This is a genomic window from Streptomyces sp. NPDC001532 (assembly GCF_040298625.1).
In the GTDB taxonomy this organism is placed as follows: Bacteria; Actinomycetota; Actinomycetes; order Streptomycetales; family Streptomycetaceae; genus Streptomyces.
Map to the genome: position 1 here is coordinate 1 of NZ_JBEPAL010000004.1, position 16,193 is coordinate 16,193.

13 protein-coding genes are annotated in these 16,193 nt (G+C 71.9%); 7 read left to right on the forward strand and 6 right to left on the reverse strand.

Going from position 1 to position 16,193, the window contains the following annotated elements; translation table 11 throughout:
* The 3 genes from treS to glgB form a co-directional block, all read left to right on the forward strand.
* Positions 1–1,215: maltose alpha-D-glucosyltransferase (gene treS, locus ABT232_RS05670; RefSeq protein ID WP_351836331.1), on the forward strand; the 1,215-nt coding region annotated here is incomplete at its 5' end.
* Between the two features lie 86 nt (positions 1,216–1,301).
* Positions 1,302–2,702, forward strand: a complete 1,401-nt coding sequence (locus tag ABT232_RS05675; protein ID WP_351836333.1) for a maltokinase N-terminal cap-like domain-containing protein — start codon at positions 1,302–1,304, stop codon at positions 2,700–2,702.
* Positions 2,703–2,735: 33 nt separating this feature from the next.
* The gene (gene glgB, locus ABT232_RS05680; protein WP_351836336.1) at positions 2,736–5,624 is read left to right on the forward strand and encodes a 1,4-alpha-glucan branching enzyme; all 2,889 of its coding nucleotides are present in this window, start codon (positions 2,736–2,738) and stop codon (positions 5,622–5,624) included.
* On the opposite strand, the gene ABT232_RS05685 is transcribed toward glgB, so the two are convergent.
* From ABT232_RS05685 to ABT232_RS05700, 4 genes are all read right to left on the reverse strand, one after another.
* Complete coding sequence (locus ABT232_RS05685; RefSeq protein WP_351836339.1) at positions 5,599–7,836, reverse strand: HelD family protein; 2,238 nt, start codon at positions 7,834–7,836, stop codon at positions 5,599–5,601. The two genes, glgB and ABT232_RS05685, sit on opposite strands and share 26 nt — an antisense overlap.
* A 198-nt stretch (positions 7,837–8,034) precedes the next feature.
* Entirely contained in the window at positions 8,035–8,367 is a 333-nt protein-coding gene (gene trxA, locus ABT232_RS05690; protein ID WP_351836341.1) for a thioredoxin, read from the reverse strand.
* Positions 8,364–8,741 (reverse strand): MerR family transcriptional regulator, encoded by a 378-nt coding sequence (locus tag ABT232_RS05695; protein WP_351836344.1) that lies wholly within the window; start codon positions 8,739–8,741, stop codon positions 8,364–8,366. Before ABT232_RS05695 ends, trxA begins: the two co-directional genes overlap by 4 nt.
* Before the next feature lie 29 nt (positions 8,742–8,770).
* Positions 8,771–9,286 (reverse strand): Lrp/AsnC family transcriptional regulator, encoded by a 516-nt coding sequence (locus ABT232_RS05700; protein WP_351836346.1) that lies wholly within the window; start codon positions 9,284–9,286, stop codon positions 8,771–8,773.
* A 45-nt stretch (positions 9,287–9,331) separates the two neighbouring features.
* Between ABT232_RS05700 and ABT232_RS05705 the strand changes: the two genes are divergently transcribed.
* Positions 9,332–10,252: an NAD-dependent epimerase/dehydratase family protein gene (locus ABT232_RS05705; RefSeq protein ID WP_450871722.1), complete on the forward strand. Its 921-nt coding sequence runs from the start codon at positions 9,332–9,334 to the stop codon at positions 10,250–10,252.
* Between the two features lie 78 nt (positions 10,253–10,330).
* On the opposite strand, the gene ABT232_RS05710 is transcribed toward ABT232_RS05705, so the two are convergent.
* Entirely contained in the window at positions 10,331–11,725 is a 1,395-nt protein-coding gene (locus tag ABT232_RS05710) for a cation:dicarboxylate symporter family transporter (protein WP_351836352.1), read from the reverse strand.
* Positions 11,726–11,894: 169 nt separating this feature from the next.
* On the opposite strand from ABT232_RS05710, the gene ABT232_RS05715 reads away from it, so the two are divergent.
* The 3 genes from ABT232_RS05715 (at position 11,895) to ABT232_RS05725 (ending at position 15,094) form a co-directional block, all read left to right on the forward strand.
* Positions 11,895–13,547: a sensor histidine kinase gene (locus tag ABT232_RS05715; RefSeq protein ID WP_351836353.1), complete on the forward strand. Its 1,653-nt coding sequence runs from the start codon at positions 11,895–11,897 to the stop codon at positions 13,545–13,547.
* Positions 13,544–14,248 (forward strand): response regulator, encoded by a 705-nt coding sequence (locus ABT232_RS05720; RefSeq protein WP_351836356.1) that lies wholly within the window; start codon positions 13,544–13,546, stop codon positions 14,246–14,248. The genes ABT232_RS05715 and ABT232_RS05720 overlap by 4 nt, the downstream gene beginning before the upstream one ends.
* Positions 14,249–14,386: 138 nt before the next feature.
* Positions 14,387–15,094, forward strand: a complete 708-nt coding sequence (locus ABT232_RS05725; protein ID WP_351836359.1) for an XRE family transcriptional regulator — start codon at positions 14,387–14,389, stop codon at positions 15,092–15,094.
* A gap of 35 nt (positions 15,095–15,129) precedes the next feature.
* On the opposite strand, the gene ABT232_RS05730 is transcribed toward ABT232_RS05725, so the two are convergent.
* On the reverse strand, positions 15,130–16,155 hold the full coding sequence (locus tag ABT232_RS05730) for an ATP-dependent 6-phosphofructokinase (RefSeq protein ID WP_351836361.1): 1,026 nt from the start codon (positions 16,153–16,155) through the stop codon (positions 15,130–15,132).
* Between the last annotated feature and the right edge of the window lie 38 nt (positions 16,156–16,193).

Consider the following 16,193-nt stretch of genomic DNA (forward strand, 5'->3'; position numbering starts at 1 on the left):
ACCGAGGTCTCCAACTGGACCTTCGACCCGGTCCGCAAGCAGTACTTCTTCCACCGGTTCTTCTCCCACCAGCCGGACCTCAACTACGAGAACCCGGCCGTGCAGGAGGAGATGATCTCCGCGCTGCGGTTCTGGCTGGACCTCGGCATCGACGGTTTCCGGCTGGACGCGGTGCCCTACCTGTACGCGCAGGAGGGCACCAACTGCGAGAACCTTCCCGCGACCCACGAGTTCCTGAAGCGGGTGCGCAAGGAGATCGACGCCCACTACCCGGACACCGTCCTGCTGGCCGAGGCCAACCAGTGGCCGGAGGACGTCGTCGACTACTTCGGCGACTACGCCAGCGGCGGCGACGAGTGCCACATGGCCTTCCACTTCCCGGTCATGCCGCGCATCTTCATGGCCGTGCGCCGTGAGTCCCGCTACCCGGTCTCGGAGATCCTGGCCAAGACCCCGGCCATCCCCTCCAGCTGCCAGTGGGGCATCTTCCTGCGCAACCACGACGAGCTGACCCTCGAGATGGTCACCGACGAAGAGCGCGACTACATGTACGCGGAGTACGCCAAGGATCCGCGGATGCGCGCCAACATCGGTATCCGGCGCCGGCTCGCCACGCTCCTGGACAACGACCGCAACCAGATCGAGCTGTTCACGGCCCTGCTGATGTCGCTGCCCGGCTCGCCGATCCTCTACTACGGCGACGAGATCGGCATGGGCGACAACATCTGGCTCGGCGACCGGGACGCCGTCCGCACGCCCATGCAGTGGACGCCCGACCGCAACGCGGGCTTCTCCACCTGCGACCCCGGCCGGCTCTACCTGCCGACCATCATGGACCCGGTCTACGGCTACCAGGTCACCAACGTCGAGGCGTCCATGGCGTCGCCGTCGTCGCTGCTGCACTGGACCCGGCGGATGATCGAGATCCGCAAGCAGAACCCGGCCTTCGGCCTCGGCTCCTACACCGAACTCCAGTCCTCCAACCCGGCGGTCCTGGCGTTCCTGCGGGAGCACGGCGACGACCTGGTGCTGTGCGTGCACAACTTCTCCCGGTTCCCGCAGCCGACCGAGCTGGATCTGCGGCCCTTCGCCGGGTGCCACCCGGTCGAGCTGATCGGCGGGGTGCGCTTCCCCGCCATCGGCGAACTGCCGTATCTGCTGACCCTGGCAGGTCACGGCTTCTACTGGTTCCGGCTCCGCAAGGACGCCGCCTAGAACCCGCGGCGGGGCGGTTTCCACCGCCCCGCCCGGGGCACGCATGCCGTAACCCCCCGACCGCATCCGGGGAAAGGACGCAACCCATGTCGGAAGCCGTCACCCGGCCCGTCAGCACGACCATCGGTCCCGGTCTCTTAGCGTCGCTGGAACCCCTGCTGAGTCAGTGGCTGCCCCGGCAGCGGTGGTTCGCGGGCAAAGGGCGCCCGGTCACCGGGTTCTCCCTGGTGGCGGCCACCGAACTGCTGCCGGCCGGTGGCAAGCTGGGCCTGTACCACCTGCTGCTCCAGGTCCACCAGCCGCTCGCCCCGGTGCACGGCGCGGCCTCGGCCCCCGGAGACTGCTACCAGCTGCTGATAGGCGCGCGCGAGGCGCTGCCGCCTCGGCTGGCGCCCGCGCTGATCGGCCATGTCACCGAGGGACCGCTCACCGGCCGCACCGTCTACGAGGCCCTGTTCGACCCCCGCCCCGCCGACCTCCTCCTGGAGGCCCTGCGCACCCGGGCCCGGATCGGCGGACTGCGCTTCGAACGCGAGCCCGGCCAGGAGATCCGGTCCGGCCTCGTCCCGCGCGCGATGACCGCCGAGCAGTCCAACTCCTCGGTCGTCTACGGAGATACGTTCATCCTGAAGCTGCTTCGCCGGATCGTCCCCGGCGTCAACCCCGACCTGGAGCTGCCCCTCGCGCTGGCCCGCGAAGGCTGCCCCCGGGTGCCCGCGCCGACCGCGTGGCTGCGGGCCGAGCTGGGCGGGGAGCCGTACGTCCTCGGCGTGCTCCAGCCGTATGTGCAGGGCGCGGCCGACGGCTGGGAGCTGGCCCTGCGGGAGCTGGCCAAGGGCGAGGACTTCGGCACGGAGGCACGGGCCCTCGGGCGGGCCACCGCCGAGGTGCACACCGCGCTGGCCCGCGCCCTGCCGACCGTCACCCTCGGCCACACCCAGCTCCAGGTGCTGGTCGACGCCATGGTGGAACGCCTCGACGCCGCCGCCCAGGCGGTGCCCGCGCTGCGCCCGTACGCGCCGAACCTGCGCGGCGCCTTCGAGGCGGTCGCCCAGCTCGGCGCGGAGGGCGGCACCTGGACCGCCCAGCGCATCCACGGCGATCTGCACCTCGGGCAGTGCCTGCGCTCGCCCGCCGGACAGTGGACCCTGATCGACTTCGAGGGCGAACCGGCCAAGCCGCTGGCGGAGCGGCGGATGCCGCAGCCGGCCGTGCGGGACGTCGCCGGGATGCTGCGCTCCTTCGACTACGCCGCGCACTCGGTGCGGCCCCGGGTGCCGGGCTGGGCGGAGACCTGCCGGGCCGCGTACTGCTCCGGGTACGCCGAGGCCGCCGGCCGCGACCCGCGGCACGACCCGGTGCTGCTGCGCGCCTACGAAACGGACAAAGCGGTGTACGAAGTGGTCTACGAGGCCCGGCACCGCCCCGACTGGCTCCCGGTACCGCTGTCGGCGATACGGCGTCTCGCCTCGAACCAACCGACCTGACCCTCCCCTGACCTTTCCCAGGAGGCCCCGCCCGTGACTCCCCGCACCCCGTCCAGCGGTTCGGACCCGAAGCAGACGGCCGAGCAGACGGCCGAGGAGACGGCCGCGGAGCAGAACGCCGCGCAAGAGGCCGCCGTGCAGAAGACGGTGCCGCGGCAGGCGACCGCGAAGAAGACCACCGCCAGGAAGACGGCCCCGAGGACACCGGCCCAGAAGGCGGTGCCCGACACGGCCGCCGCGAAGAAGACCGTGGCCCGGCAGTCGACCGGCGAGAAGGCCGTCACGAAGAAGGCGGCGGCCAAGAAGGCTCCGGCGCAGAAGTCGGTGGCACAGAAATCGGTGGCACAGAAATCGGTGGCACAGAAAGCGGTGGCGCGTCAGGCGGCGGCCGAGAAGACCGCCACCGAGACGGCCGCGGCGGAGAAGGCGGTCGCGAAGAAGACCGTCACCAAGAAGGCCGTCGCCAAGAAGGCGGTCACCAAGAAGGCCGCGGCCAAGAAGGTCACCGCCGAGGAGGCCGCAGCGAAGAAGGCCGCAGCGAAGAAGGCGGTCGCCAAGAAGACCGTCGCGAAGAAGGCCGTGGAGAAGGTCGCGGCCAAGGCCACCGCCAAGAAGGCGACGGCGAAGGCCCCGGCCAAGAAGGCCCCGGCCAAGAAGACACCGGCGAAGAAGGCACCCGCCGGGAAGGCGCCGGCCCGGCGGGCCTCCGCCAGGAAGGCCGTCGCCGCGCCGCCCGCCGGCGCCGCGCTCGACGCCGCAGACCGCGAGCGGCTGCTCGCCGGCACCCATCACGACCCGCACTCCGTGCTCGGCGCCCACCCCGTGCCCGGCGGGCTCGCCTTCCGGGCCTTCCGGCCGCACGCCCGGTCGGTCACCGTCGTCGCCGCGGAGCTGCGGGCCGAGCTGCACGACGACGGGCTCGGCTTCTTCTCCGCGCTGCTGCCGCTCGAGGAGGTCCCCGAGTACCGCCTGCTGGTGGCGTACGAGGAGAGCGTCGTCGAGATGGAGGACCCGTACCGCTTCCTGCCGACGCTCGGCGAACTCGATCTGCACCTGATCGGCGAGGGCCGGCACGAGCAGCTGTGGCGGGCGCTCGGCGCCGAACCGATGACCCACCAGCAGGTGACCGGCACCCGGTTCACGGTGTGGGCACCGAACGCCCGCGGCGTCCGGCTGGCCGGGACCTTCAACTACTGGGACGCCGCCGGCCACCCGCTGCGCTCGCTGGGCTCCTCCGGGGTGTGGGAGCTGTTCGTGCCCGGGATCGGCGAGGGCGAGCTGTACAAGTTCGAGATCACCCGGCCGGACGGGTCGCGGACCCTGCGCGCCGACCCGATGGCCCGCCGCACCGAGATCCCGCCGAACACCTCGTCGATCGTGCACGCCTCGCGGCACACCTGGAACGACGAGGAGTGGCTGGCGCGCCGTACCGAGCGGCCGGCGCACGAGGCGCCGTTCTCGGTGTACGAGGTGCACCTGCCGTCCTGGCGGCCCGGCCTGTCCTACCGGCAGCTCGCCGAGCAGCTGCCCGCCTACGTCAAGGACCTCGGCTTCACCCATGTCGAGCTGATGCCGGTCGCCGAGCACCCCTTCGGCGGCTCCTGGGGCTACCAGGTCACCGGCTTCTACGCGCCCACGGCCCGGCTGGGCACCCCGGACGACTTCAAGTTCCTGGTCGACGCCCTGCACCGGGCCGGCATCGGCGTCCTCATGGACTGGGTGCCGGCGCACTTCCCGCGCGACGACTGGGCGCTCGCCGAGTTCGACGGGCGGCCGCTGTACGAGCACGCCGACCCGCTGCGGGCCGCCCACCCCGACTGGGGCACGCTGGAGTTCGACTACGGGCGCAACGAGGTCCGCAACTTCCTGGTCGCCAACGCCGTGTACTGGTGCGAGGAGTTCCACATCGACGGGCTGCGGGTGGACGCGGTCGCCTCGATGCTCTACCTGGACTACTCGCGCGACTCCGGCCAGTGGACGCCGAACGTGCACGGCGGCCGGGAGAACCTGGACGCGGTGGCCTTCCTCCAGGAGATGAACGCCACCGTGTACCGCAGGGTGCCGGGCGTGGTGACCATCGCCGAGGAGTCCACCGCCTGGGACGGCGTCACCCGGGCCACCCACCACAAGGGCCCGAGCGGTTTCGGCGGGCTCGGGTTCGGGCTGAAGTGGAACATGGGCTGGATGCACGACTCGCTCCAGTACATGAGCAAGGAGCCGGTGCACCGCAAGTACCACCACCACGAGATGACCTTCTCGATGGTGTACGCGTACAGCGAGAACTACGTGCTGCCGATCTCGCACGACGAGGTGGTGCACGGCAAGCGGTCCCTGGTCTCCAAGATGCCCGGCGACTGGTGGCAGCAGCGCGCCGACCACCGCGCCTATCTCGCCTTCATGTGGGCCCACCCGGGCAAGCAGCTGCTCTTCATGGGCCAGGAGTTCGCGCAGGGCGCGGAGTGGTCGGAGGCCCAGGGGCCCGACTGGTGGCTGCTGGACCCGGGGTACGGCGCGGCGGCGGACCATCGCGGGGTGCTCGACCTGGTCCGCGACCTCAACACGGTCTACACGGACAGCCCGGCGCTGTGGGAGCGGGACGTCCATCCGGACGGCTTCCAGTGGATCGTCGGGGACGCCGCCGACGACAACGTGCTGGCGTTCCTGCGGCTGGCCGCCGACGGCACCCCGCTGCTGTCGGTCAGCAACTTCTCCCCGGTCGTCCGCCACGACTACCGGCTCGGTGTCCCCGACGACATCCCCGCCTGGCACGAGGTCCTCAACACCGACGCCGCCCGCTACGGCGGCAGCGGCGTCACCGGGCCCGACCCCGTCAAGCCGGAGTCGCAGGGCTGGCACGGCCGCCCCGCGAGCATCCGGCTGACACTGCCGCCGCTGGCTACGGTGTGGCTGCGGCCCGCCTGATGCCCTCGGGCAGGACGCCGGTGTGCAGGACGCCGAGCCGCTGGGTGGCGCGGGTCAGGGCGACGTAGAGGTCGCTGGTGCCGTACCGGCCGGGTTCGACGACCAGCACGGAGTCGAACTCCAGGCCCTTGGCCTGGCGCGGGTCGAGCAGGACGACGGTCCGCGTCAGGTCGGGTTCGGCGCCCGCCGTCACCCCGTCCAGCCGGGCGGCGAGCCGGCGGTGCAGCTCGCGCGGGGCGATCACGGCGAGCCGGCCCTCGGCCGGGGTGAGTTCGGCGACGGCCTTCTCGACCGCGCCGGGCAGGTCGTCGGTGGCGCGCACCCAGGGCCGTACGCCGGTGGAGCGGACCGAGCTGGGCGGTTCGAAGTCCGGGTTCTCGGCGCGGACGACGGCCGCCGCGAGGTCCATGATCTCGGCGGGCGTGCGGTAGTTGACGCCGAGCCGGGTGTGCTCCCAGCGGTCCTCGACATAGGGCTGGAGGATGTCGGCCCAGGAGCCCGTGCCGGCCGCCTCCGCGGTCTGCGCCGGGTCGCCGACCAGGGTCATCGAGCGGGTCGGGCTGCGCCGCATCAGCAGCCGCCAGGCCATCGGCGACAGCTCCTGCGCCTCGTCGACGATGATGTGCCCGAACGCCCAGGTGCGGTCGGCCGCCGCGCGCTCGGCGGCGCTGCGGTGGTCCTCCTCCTCGTGCCGCTCGGCGAACCGCTCGGCGTCGATGATGTCGTGCGCGGACAGCACCTCGGAGGCCTCCGGGTCGCCCTCCTCCTTGTCCTCGAACTCGTACGTCCGGGACGCGAACGACACGTCGAGCACGCCCTGCGCGTAGGCGATCTGCGTCTCCCGCTCCCGCTCGGCGCGCGCCCGGACCGCCCGGTCGTCCTCGCCGAGCAGCTCCGCCGCCTCGTCGAGCAGCGGTACGTCGGCGACCGTCCAGGCCCGGGTGACCGGGCGGCGGATCGCGGCGGCGTCCTCGTCGGCGAGGTAGCCCTCCGGGTCGGCGAGGAAGTCGGCGACCAGCCGCTGCGGGGAGAGCACCGGCCACAGTCGGTCGATCGCGGACCACACCTCGGGGTTCTCGGCGAGGTCGTCGCGGATCTGGGTGATGTCGGCGGGGTCGAGCAGGCTGGAGCCGTCGTAGGGGTCGGTGCCGATGCGTTCGGCGTACAGCTCGGTGAGGGTGTTGAGGATGTGGCCCTCGAAGTGCTCGCGGGCCGCGTTGTGCGGCAGCTTCGCGGCCCGGGTCCGCTCGCGGGCGACGTTCACCAGGCCGTCGTCGAGCATCAGGATCTCGCGGTCGTGCTCGATGGCGATCACCGGGTCGGGCAGCGCCTGCCGGTCGCGGACGACGGCGGCGAGCACCTCGGCCATGCCGGCGCGGCCCTTGACCGCGGCCGCCTCCTCGGTGTCGGCGGCGGTGGCCTTCACGCCGGGGTACAGCTCGCCGACGGTGGCCAGCAGCACGCCGGTCTCACCGAGGGAGGGCAGCACCTCGCCGATGTAGCCGAGGAAGGCCGGGTTGGGGCCGACGATCAGCACGGCCCGCTTGGCGAGCAGTTCCCGGTGCTCGTAGAGGAGGTAGGCGGCGCGGTGCAGGGCCACGGCCGTCTTGCCGGTGCCGGGGCCGCCCTCGACCACCAGCACCCCGCGGTGCGGGGCCCGGATGATCTCGTCCTGCTCGGCCTGGATGGTCTGCACGATGTCGTTCATCCGGCCGGTGCGCGCGGAGTTCAGGGCGGCGAGGAGCACGGCGTCGCCGGAGGGGTCCTCGTGGCCGGTCCGCTCCCGGTCGCCCAGGTCGAGGAGTTCGTCGTGCAGCGCGGTGACCGTGCGGCCCTCGGTGGCGATGTGCCGGCGGCGGCGCAGGCCCATCGGAGTGTGGCCGGTGGCCAGGTAGAAGGGCCGGGCGACCTCCGCCCGCCAGTCGATGAGGACGGGGGTGAGCTCGTCGTCGTCGGCGCGCAGTCCGATCCGGCCGATGTGGTGGCGCACGCCGGAGGTGAGGTCGATCCGCCCGAAGCAGAGCGAGCCGTCCACCGCGTTCAGCGCGGCGAGCAGCCCGGACCGCTCGGCGACCAGGATGTCCCGCTCGAGGCGGGCCTGCATGGGCTTGTCGCCCTGGGCGAGCGCGTCCGTGACCGAGGACTCGGCGTCTGAGCGCAGCACGTCCACACGCGTGTAGAGCTCGTCGATGAATTCCTGCTCCTGACGCATTTCATCGTCTGGAAATTCGGAGTTTGACAATTCCACTCCCGCCCGGATATACTGTGCCCACTGAACTTCTCCGCGACTTGTGACATCGACTGCGATGCCGAAGTCGCGAACCACTGAATATACGCAGAAAAATCCCCCGGGCGCAATTACCCGGGGGTTTTCTTGTGCGGTCGACCGCCGTATAAGAGGTCAGCGGGCTCAGAGGGCTTCGGAGATCTCCTCCAGCAGCCGCCGCTTCGGCCGCGCGCCCACCATGGCCTTCACCGGCTCCCCGTCCCGGAAGACCATGAAGGTCGGCATGGACAGCACCTTGTACCGGTTGGTGGTCTCCGGATTCGTGTCCACGTCCAGCTGGACCACCTTCAGCCGCTCCCCCTCCTCCTCGGCCACCGCGGAGAGCACCGGGCCCATCTGCCGGCACGGCGGGCACCAGTCGGCGGTGAACTCCACCAGCACCGGCAGCTTCGACCCGATCACCTCCGTCGCGAAGTCCGCGTCCGTCACCTCGGCCACACCCGCCGCCTTGATCACAGCTTCCCTCCCAGTTCGCACATCGGGTCCTCGGCCAGCGCCAGCCGGACGCCGATCTTGGCCCGTACCGCCTGCAACTCGCCGATCAGCGCGTCGAGCTCGTCCAGCTTGCGCCGGTAGACCGCGAGCGAGGCCGGGCACACATCGCCTTCCGGGTGCCCGGCCCGCAGGCACTCCACGAAGGGCCGGGTCTCCTCCAGGTCGAAACCGAAGTCCTGGAGGGTCCTGATCTGCCGCAGCAGGGTCAGGTCGGCCTCGTCGTAGGCCCGGTGGCCGTTGCCGTCGCGCCGCGCGGGCAGCAGCCCCCGCGCCTCGTAGTACCGCAGCGTCCGCGTCGTGGTCCCGGCCCGTGCGGCCAGCTCGCCGATTCGCATGGGTACGAACGTACGGCTTGACGCCGACGTCAAGGCAACGGCAGCAGAGGTTTCCGCTCCACCGGCGAGGTCAGCACGATCGACGTCGTGGTGCGGCCCAGCGCGGAGACCAGCTCCAGCACCTCCTCCAGGTGGACGGTGTCACGGACGGCGACCTTGAGGATCCAGCAGTCCTCCCCCACCACGTGATGCGCCTCGGTGATCTCCGGGCGGCCGATCAGCTCCAGGGTCCTGGGGTGCCGGAGGGTGTAGCCGCCGTGCGGGTCGACCCGGATGAACGCCTGGATGCCGTAGCCGAGCCGGGCCGGGACGACCTGGGCGCCGTAGCCGCTGATCACTCCCGCCGCCTCCAGCCGGCGCACCCGCTCGGTGACCGCCGCCGGGCTGAGCCGCACCCGGCGGCCCAGCTCGCTCAGCTTGATCCGGCCGTCGGTCTGGAGCAGCTGGAGGATCTGCCGGTCCAGCGCGTCGAAGGCCACCGACGTTTCGCCGGTGGCCGCGCGCAGCTGCCGAGGTTCTTTCGGCACAGCCGCCGGAACTCCCATGGTTCCCCCTTCAGGACATCGGTGTACGCCGGGAGAATTATGGTCATGGAAAAGGCACGAGAGATACTGGTCATCGGCGGAAACCGCTATATAGGCAAGCGGCTGATCGAGCGTCTGCTGGCCGCCGGAGACCGGGTCACGGTCCTCAATCGGGGTTCTTCCGCCGCACCGCCCGGAACACTTCACCTGGTCGCCGACCGCGACGACGAGAATTCCCTCACCGCCGCCCTCGGAACACGCGCATTGGATGTCGTCGTCGACCAGGTCTGCTACACCCCGCGCCAGGCGGACATCGCCCGCCGCGTCTTCGCCGGGCGCACCCGCCGCTATGTGATGACGTCGACGGTGGAGGTCTACGAGTACGAGGACTCCCCCGCCCTGGTCCGCGAATCCGCCGTCGATCCGCGCACGGTCGCCGTGGACGCGCAACTGCCGTGGGACGAGCCCGCGTTCCGGGACGCCCACTACGGCGAGGGCAAGCGGCAGGCGGAGGCGGTGTTCGCGGCCGGCACGGGCTTCGACTGGACCGCCGTGCGGCTCGCCCATGTGCTGGGCGGCGACGACGACTTCACCGGCCGGCTCGCGCACTACGCCGACCGCGTCCGCTCCGGCGAGCCCGTCGTCGTGCCGCCGGTGAACCGGCCCGCCACCTTCATCCATGTCGAGGAGGCCGCCGACTTCCTGTTCTGGGCGGTCGGCGCGGAGTTCACCGGGCCGGTCAACGCCGCCTCCCACGGGGTGCTCACCACCCGGGAGCTGTGCGAGGCGGTGGCCGCCCGCCTCCCGCAGGGCAGGATCGTCTACCGGACCGTCGAGGTCGGCGAGGTCTCGCCGTACGCCTTCACCCGCTCCTACGGCATGGACAACTCCCGTGCCACCGAACTCGGGTTCACCTTCGGCGACGCCCGGCGGTGGCTGCCGCGGGCGGTCGCCGAGACCCTGGGGACCGCCCTCGTGGAGGGATGACGCGGGCGCGGGGAGCCGTGCCACCGGCCGCCGCGCGATCCGCGGCCGTGCGACGGCGGCTCCCCGCGCCCCGGAGCGCTACGCCTTGGCCAGCTCCACCCGCTGGTCGGGCACCTCCGCCTCGTCCCGCGCCGGCGCCGTGCCGTGATCGTCGAGCAGGGTCTTCTCGTCGAACGGCGCCCGCCCGGCCAGCACCTCCGCCACCCGCTCCTTGTCGATCTCCTTGGTCCAGGTGCCGATCAGCACGGTGGCGACCGCGTTGCCCGCGAAGTTGGTCAGCGCCCGCGCCTCGCTCATGAAGCGGTCGATGCCGACGATCAGCCCGATGCCGTCCACCAGCGCCGGCTTGTGCGACTGGAGACCGCCGGCGAGCGTGGCCAGGCCCGCGCCGGTGACACCCGCCGCGCCCTTGGAGGCGACCAGCAGGAACAGCAGCAGCGGGATCTGCTCGCCGACCGACATCGGCGTCCCCATCGCGTCGGCGATGAACAGCGACGCCATGGTCATGTAGATCATGGTGCCGTCGAGGTTGAAGGAGTAGCCGGTCGGGACGGTGATGCCGACCACCGGCTTGCTGACGCCGAGGTGCTCCATCTTGGCGATGAGCCGCGGCAGCGCGGACTCCGACGAGGACGTCGACAGGATCAGCAGGAACTCGCGGCCCAGGTACTTGAAGAGGGCCAGGACGTTCAGTCCGGAGACGATCCGCAGCAGCGCGCCGAGCACCAGGAAGACGAAGAGGAAGCAGGTCACGTAGAAGCCGAGCATCAGGACCGCGAGGCTCTTCAGCGCGTCGAGGCCCGCGGAGCCGGTGACGGCCGCGATGGCGCCGAACGCGCCGATCGGGGCGGCCCACATCACCATGGCGAGGATGCGGAAGACCAGCCGCTGGATGTGCTCGACGCCGCGCAGGATCGGCTGCCCGGCGGAGCCCATGGCCTGCAGCGCGAACCCGGCGAGCAGCGCGATGAGCAGGGTCTGCAGGACCTCGCCCTCGGTGAAGGCGGAGACGATCGTGGTCGGGATGATGCCGAGCAGGAACTCGGTGGTGCCCTTGGCCTCGGAGTCGATCTGCGCGTGTCCGGCGTCCTTGACGGCGTCGGTGACCGCGAGGCCGGTGCCGGGCTCCAGGATGTTGCCGACGACCAGGCCGATGGCCAGCGCCACCAGGGACATCACCAGGAAGTAGCCGAGGGCGATGCCGCCGACGGCGCCGACCTTCGCGGCTTTGCGGACCGAGCCGATCCCGAGCACGATCGTGCAGAAGATGATCGGCGAGATCATCATCTTGATCAGGTTCACAAAGCCGGTGCCGATGGGCTTCAGCTCGACCGCGAAGTCGGGAGCGGCCAGGCCCACGGCGATACCGAGCGCCACCGCGATGATCACCGCGATGTAGAGATAGTGGGTGCGGTCCCGCCTGGCGGGGGGTGCGGTGGGTGCGGCAGGGGCCGTTTCGGGTGTGCTGGTCACAGCTGCCCTCCTTGACGACGTCGTCGGCATCACCGGCGTGCGGCTCACGTCCGGGGGAAGGTCCGGGGGATGTCCGGACGGGGAATGCCGTGACTATCTCCCGCCGTGTGAGGGCGGTCACCCTTGCGTTCATTGAGTTCACGCCGAGGCGGACAGGCAGACTGAGGGCATGCGCCTCCCGCCCCTCCCCCGGCCCCGCAGCCTGGCCGGCCAGCTCTTCGCCATGCAGGCCGTGCTGATCGCGGTGGTGGTCGCCGGGTACGCGCTGTTCACCTACGTCAGCGACGCCCGGCAGGCCGAGGAGGCCGCGGGCCGCCAGGCCGCCGCGGTGGCCCGCGCGGTCGCCGACTCCCCGTCCGTCCGGGAGGCGATCCGCACCCCCGACCCGACGGCCGCGCTCCAGCCGTACGCGGTGCGGGTCATGCGCGACACCGAGGTCGACTTCGTCACGATCATGAATCCCGAGGGCATCCGCTGGACCCACCCGCTGGAGACCGAGATAGGGCAGCGCTTCCTCGGCCACACCGAGCGGGCCCTGCGGGGCGAGACGTTCACCGAGACCTACACCGGCACGCTCGGCCCGTCCGTGCGCGCGGTCACCCCGGTCGAGGACGAGGACAAGCGGATCGTCGGCCTGGTCAGCGCCGGCATCCGGGTGGAGGCGATCAGTGAGCGGGCCCGGGGCCAGCTGACCGCGCTGCTCGCGGTGGCGGCGGGCGCGCTGGCGCTCGGCGCGATCGGTACCTACGTCGTCAACGCCCGGCTGCGCCGGCACACCCACGGGATGAACGCGGCCGAGCTGAGCCGGATGCACGACTACCACCAGGCCGCGCTGCACGCCGTGCGCGAGGGCCTGCTGATGCTGGACGGGCAGTACCGGGTGGCGCTGATCAACGACGGCGGCCGGGAACTGCTGGGCGTCGACGGCGACGTGGTCGGCCGCTCGGTGGCGGAGCTGGGCCTGCCCGCGCCGCTGACCGGCGCACTGCTGGCCTCGGAGCCACGGGTGGACGAGGTGCATCTGACCACCGACCGCGTACTGGCGGTCAACACCTCCCCGGTCTCCGGCGGCGAGCGCCGGGGCACCGTCGTCACCCTGCGCGACGTCACCGAACTCCAGTCGCTGATGGGCGAGCTGGACTCCGAGCGCGGTTTCACCCAGGCGCTGCGCTCCCAGGCCCACGAGGCGGCCAACCGGCTGCACACCGTCGTCTCCCTGATCGAGCTGGGCCGCGCCGAGGAGGCCGTCGCCTTCGCCACCGCCGAGCTGGAGCTGGCCCAGGCCCTCACCGACCGGGTGGTCGCGGCCGTCGGCGAGCCGGTGCTGGCCGCGCTGCTGCTGGGCAAGACGGCCCAGGCGCACGAGCGGGGCGTGGAACTGGTGGTGTCGCGGGACAGCCGGCTGGACGACGGAGTGCTGCCGGCGGACCTGCCGTCCCGCGATCTGGTGACCATTCTCGGCAACCTGATCGACAACGCGGTGGACGCGGCCCAGGGCAGCCCGCGGGCACGGGTCACCGTCGCGGCGTACACCGAGGACGGCGACCTGGTGCTGCGGGTCTCGGACACCGGCTCGGGCGTGCACCCCTCCCAGGCCGACCAGGTCTTCGAGCGGGGCTTCACCACCAAGCCGGCCGGGCCCGCCGGCCGGGGCCTGGGCCTCGCCCTGGTCCGCCAGGCCGTGCACCGGCACACCGGCGCCCTGACGGTCGCCGGGGCCGCCGGGGGCGGCGCCGAGTTCGAGGTGCGGATGCCGCTGCGCACACCGGCCACGTCCGCGGCCTCCGCCACGACCGGACCGCTGTCCGGAGGTGACGCATGACGGCCCCGGAGCAGCAGCCGATCCGCGTGCTCGTGGTGGAGGACGACCCGGTCGCCGCCGACGCGCATGTGATGTACGTGGGCCGGGTCCCGGGCTTCGCCGCCGTCGGCACCGCGCACACCGGGGCCGAGGCCCGCCGGGCCCTGGACCGGACGCCGGTGGACCTGATCCTGCTCGACCTGCACCTGCCGGACACCCACGGCCTCCAGCTGGCCCGCTCGCTGCGGGCGGCCGGGCATCACGCGGACGTCATCGCGGTGACGTCGGCCCGGGACCTGGCGGTGGTCCGCGAGGGCGTCTCGCTGGGCGTCGTCCAGTACGTGCTGAAGCCGTTCACCTTCGCCACCCTGCGCGACCGCCTGATCCGCTACGCCGAGTTCCGCGGCACGGCCGGCGAGGCCAGCGGACAGGACGAGGTCGACCGCGCGCTCGCCACCCTGCGCGCCCCGGGCCCGGCCGCACTGCCCAAGGGCCTGAGCGCGCCCACGCTGGAACGCGTCACGGCCGCGCTGCGCGAGTCCGGCGACGGGCTGACCGCGACCGCGCTGGCGGAGGCGGTGGGGATCTCGCGGATCACCGCCCGGCGCTATCTGGAGCACCTGGTGGACGCCGGGCGGGCGGTGCGCAGCCCGCTGTACGGGCAGGTGGGGCGACCCGAGCTGGTGTACCGCTGGGTGACCGGCGCGACCCGCGGCCGCTGAGGGATCACGCCGAGTCGTCAAGGGGTGACCGAGCAGTAGTACGTCGGCCACGGCCAAAACCGTACGTTCCTACGATCTGTGATTGTGGCCGGACAGACCGTAGTCAACAGGCCCCCCGGACCCCTACGTTGGTGCACCGTGCGCCGACCCTCAGCTCAACCGAACCAGCCCGCCCCGCCCTTCAACGCCCTCGCCGCCCGCCGGCTGCGGGCAGCCCTCGGTATGGGGCCCGAGCATGTCGCCTACGGCATGCGGGCGTCCTACGGACTGCCGTACGTGACCCCGGATCTGGTGATCGCCTGGGAGCGCGGGGTGTCCAGCCCCAGCAGCCCCGAGCTGACCGCGCTGGCCGGGGTGCTGTGGTGTTCGCCGGGCGAGCTGATAGGCAGCCCGCGGACGCTGAAGGAGCACCGCATCGCCCGCGGGCTCGCCCCGGAGGACGTCGCCCGCGCGGTCGGCCTGGAACTGCTCGCGTATCTGCGGATGGAAGAGCACGACGAGTGGCGCGGCACCGACCGGCAGTCCGCGGCCCTCGCCGAGCTGCTCGACCTCGACCTGCCGGCCTTCGTCGCGGTCACCGGCCGCGAGACCAAGCTCGCCGACCTGCTGCGCAGCGCGGTGACCACGCGCTGGCAGGCGTACGTCCGTCCGGTGGGCAAGGTCGTGCCGCTGGACAAGCAGATCCTGGAGAGCGCCCTGCAGGAACTGCACCAGGACTACCAGGGGCACATGGTGGCCACCCTCAGCTGGGGCGGCGGCAGCGGCGACGCCGACGAGTCCGGCCGGGAGTTCGTCGACCGGATCGTGGAGTACTTCTGGACGACCGTGCAGCGGCACACCGCCTGAGCGTGAGCCCGGCGGGGGCGCCGCGGTCCGGGGGCCTAGAAGACCGACTCCGCCTCGTCCATGCGGTCCTTGGGGACCGTCTTCAGCTCGGTCACCGCCTCCGCCAGCGGCACCATCACGACGTCGGTGCCGCGCAGCGCGGTCATCCGGCCGAACTCGCCGCGGTGGGCGGCCTCCACGGCGTGCCAGCCGAAGCGGGTGGCGAGGACCCTGTCGTACGCGGTCGGGACGCCGCCGCGCTGGACGTGGCCGAGGATGACCGGCTTGGCCTCCTTGCCGAGGCGGCGCTCCAGCTCGTAGGCGAGGGCGGTGCCGATGCCCTGGAAGCGCTCGTGACCGAACTTGTCGATCGCGCCCTTGCCGTAGTCCATGGACCCGTCGACGGGATGGGCGCCCTCGGCGACGCAGATCACGGCGAACTTCTTCCCGCGGGCGAATCGTTCCTCGACCATCTTGACCAGGTCGGCGGGGTCGAAGGGGCGCTCGGGCAGGCAGATGCCGTGGGCGCCGGCGGCCATGCCGGACTCCAGCGCGATCCAGCCGGCGTGCCGACCCATCACCTCGACGACCATCACCCGCTGGTGGGACTCGGCGGTGGTCTTGAGGCGGTCCATGGCCTCGGTGGCGACGCCGACGGCGGTGTCGAAACCGAAGGTGCGGTCGGTGGAGGAGATGTCGTTGTCGATGGTCTTCGGTACACCGACCACGGGCAGCCCGGCGTCGGACAGCATCCGGGCCGCGGTGAGCGTGCCCTCGCCGCCGATCGGGATCAGCGCGTCGATGCCGAAGTTCTGGATCATGTCGCCGGCGTTCTCGCAGGCCTCGCGCAGCCGGTCGCGCTCCAGCCGGGAGGAGCCGAGGATGGTGCCGCCGCGGGCGAGGATGCCGCTGACCGCGTTCAGATCGAGGGTGCGGTAGCGGCCGTCCAGAAGGCCCGCGTAGCCGTCCTCGAAGCCGATGACCTCGTCACCGTAGTTGTCGACCGCTCGGTGCACGACCGACCGGATCACTGCGTTCAGGCCGGGGCAGTCGCCGCCTGCGGTGAGAACTCCGATACGCATCGTGCTGTGTCTCCTGCTCGCTGTTGACACCGGTGAGC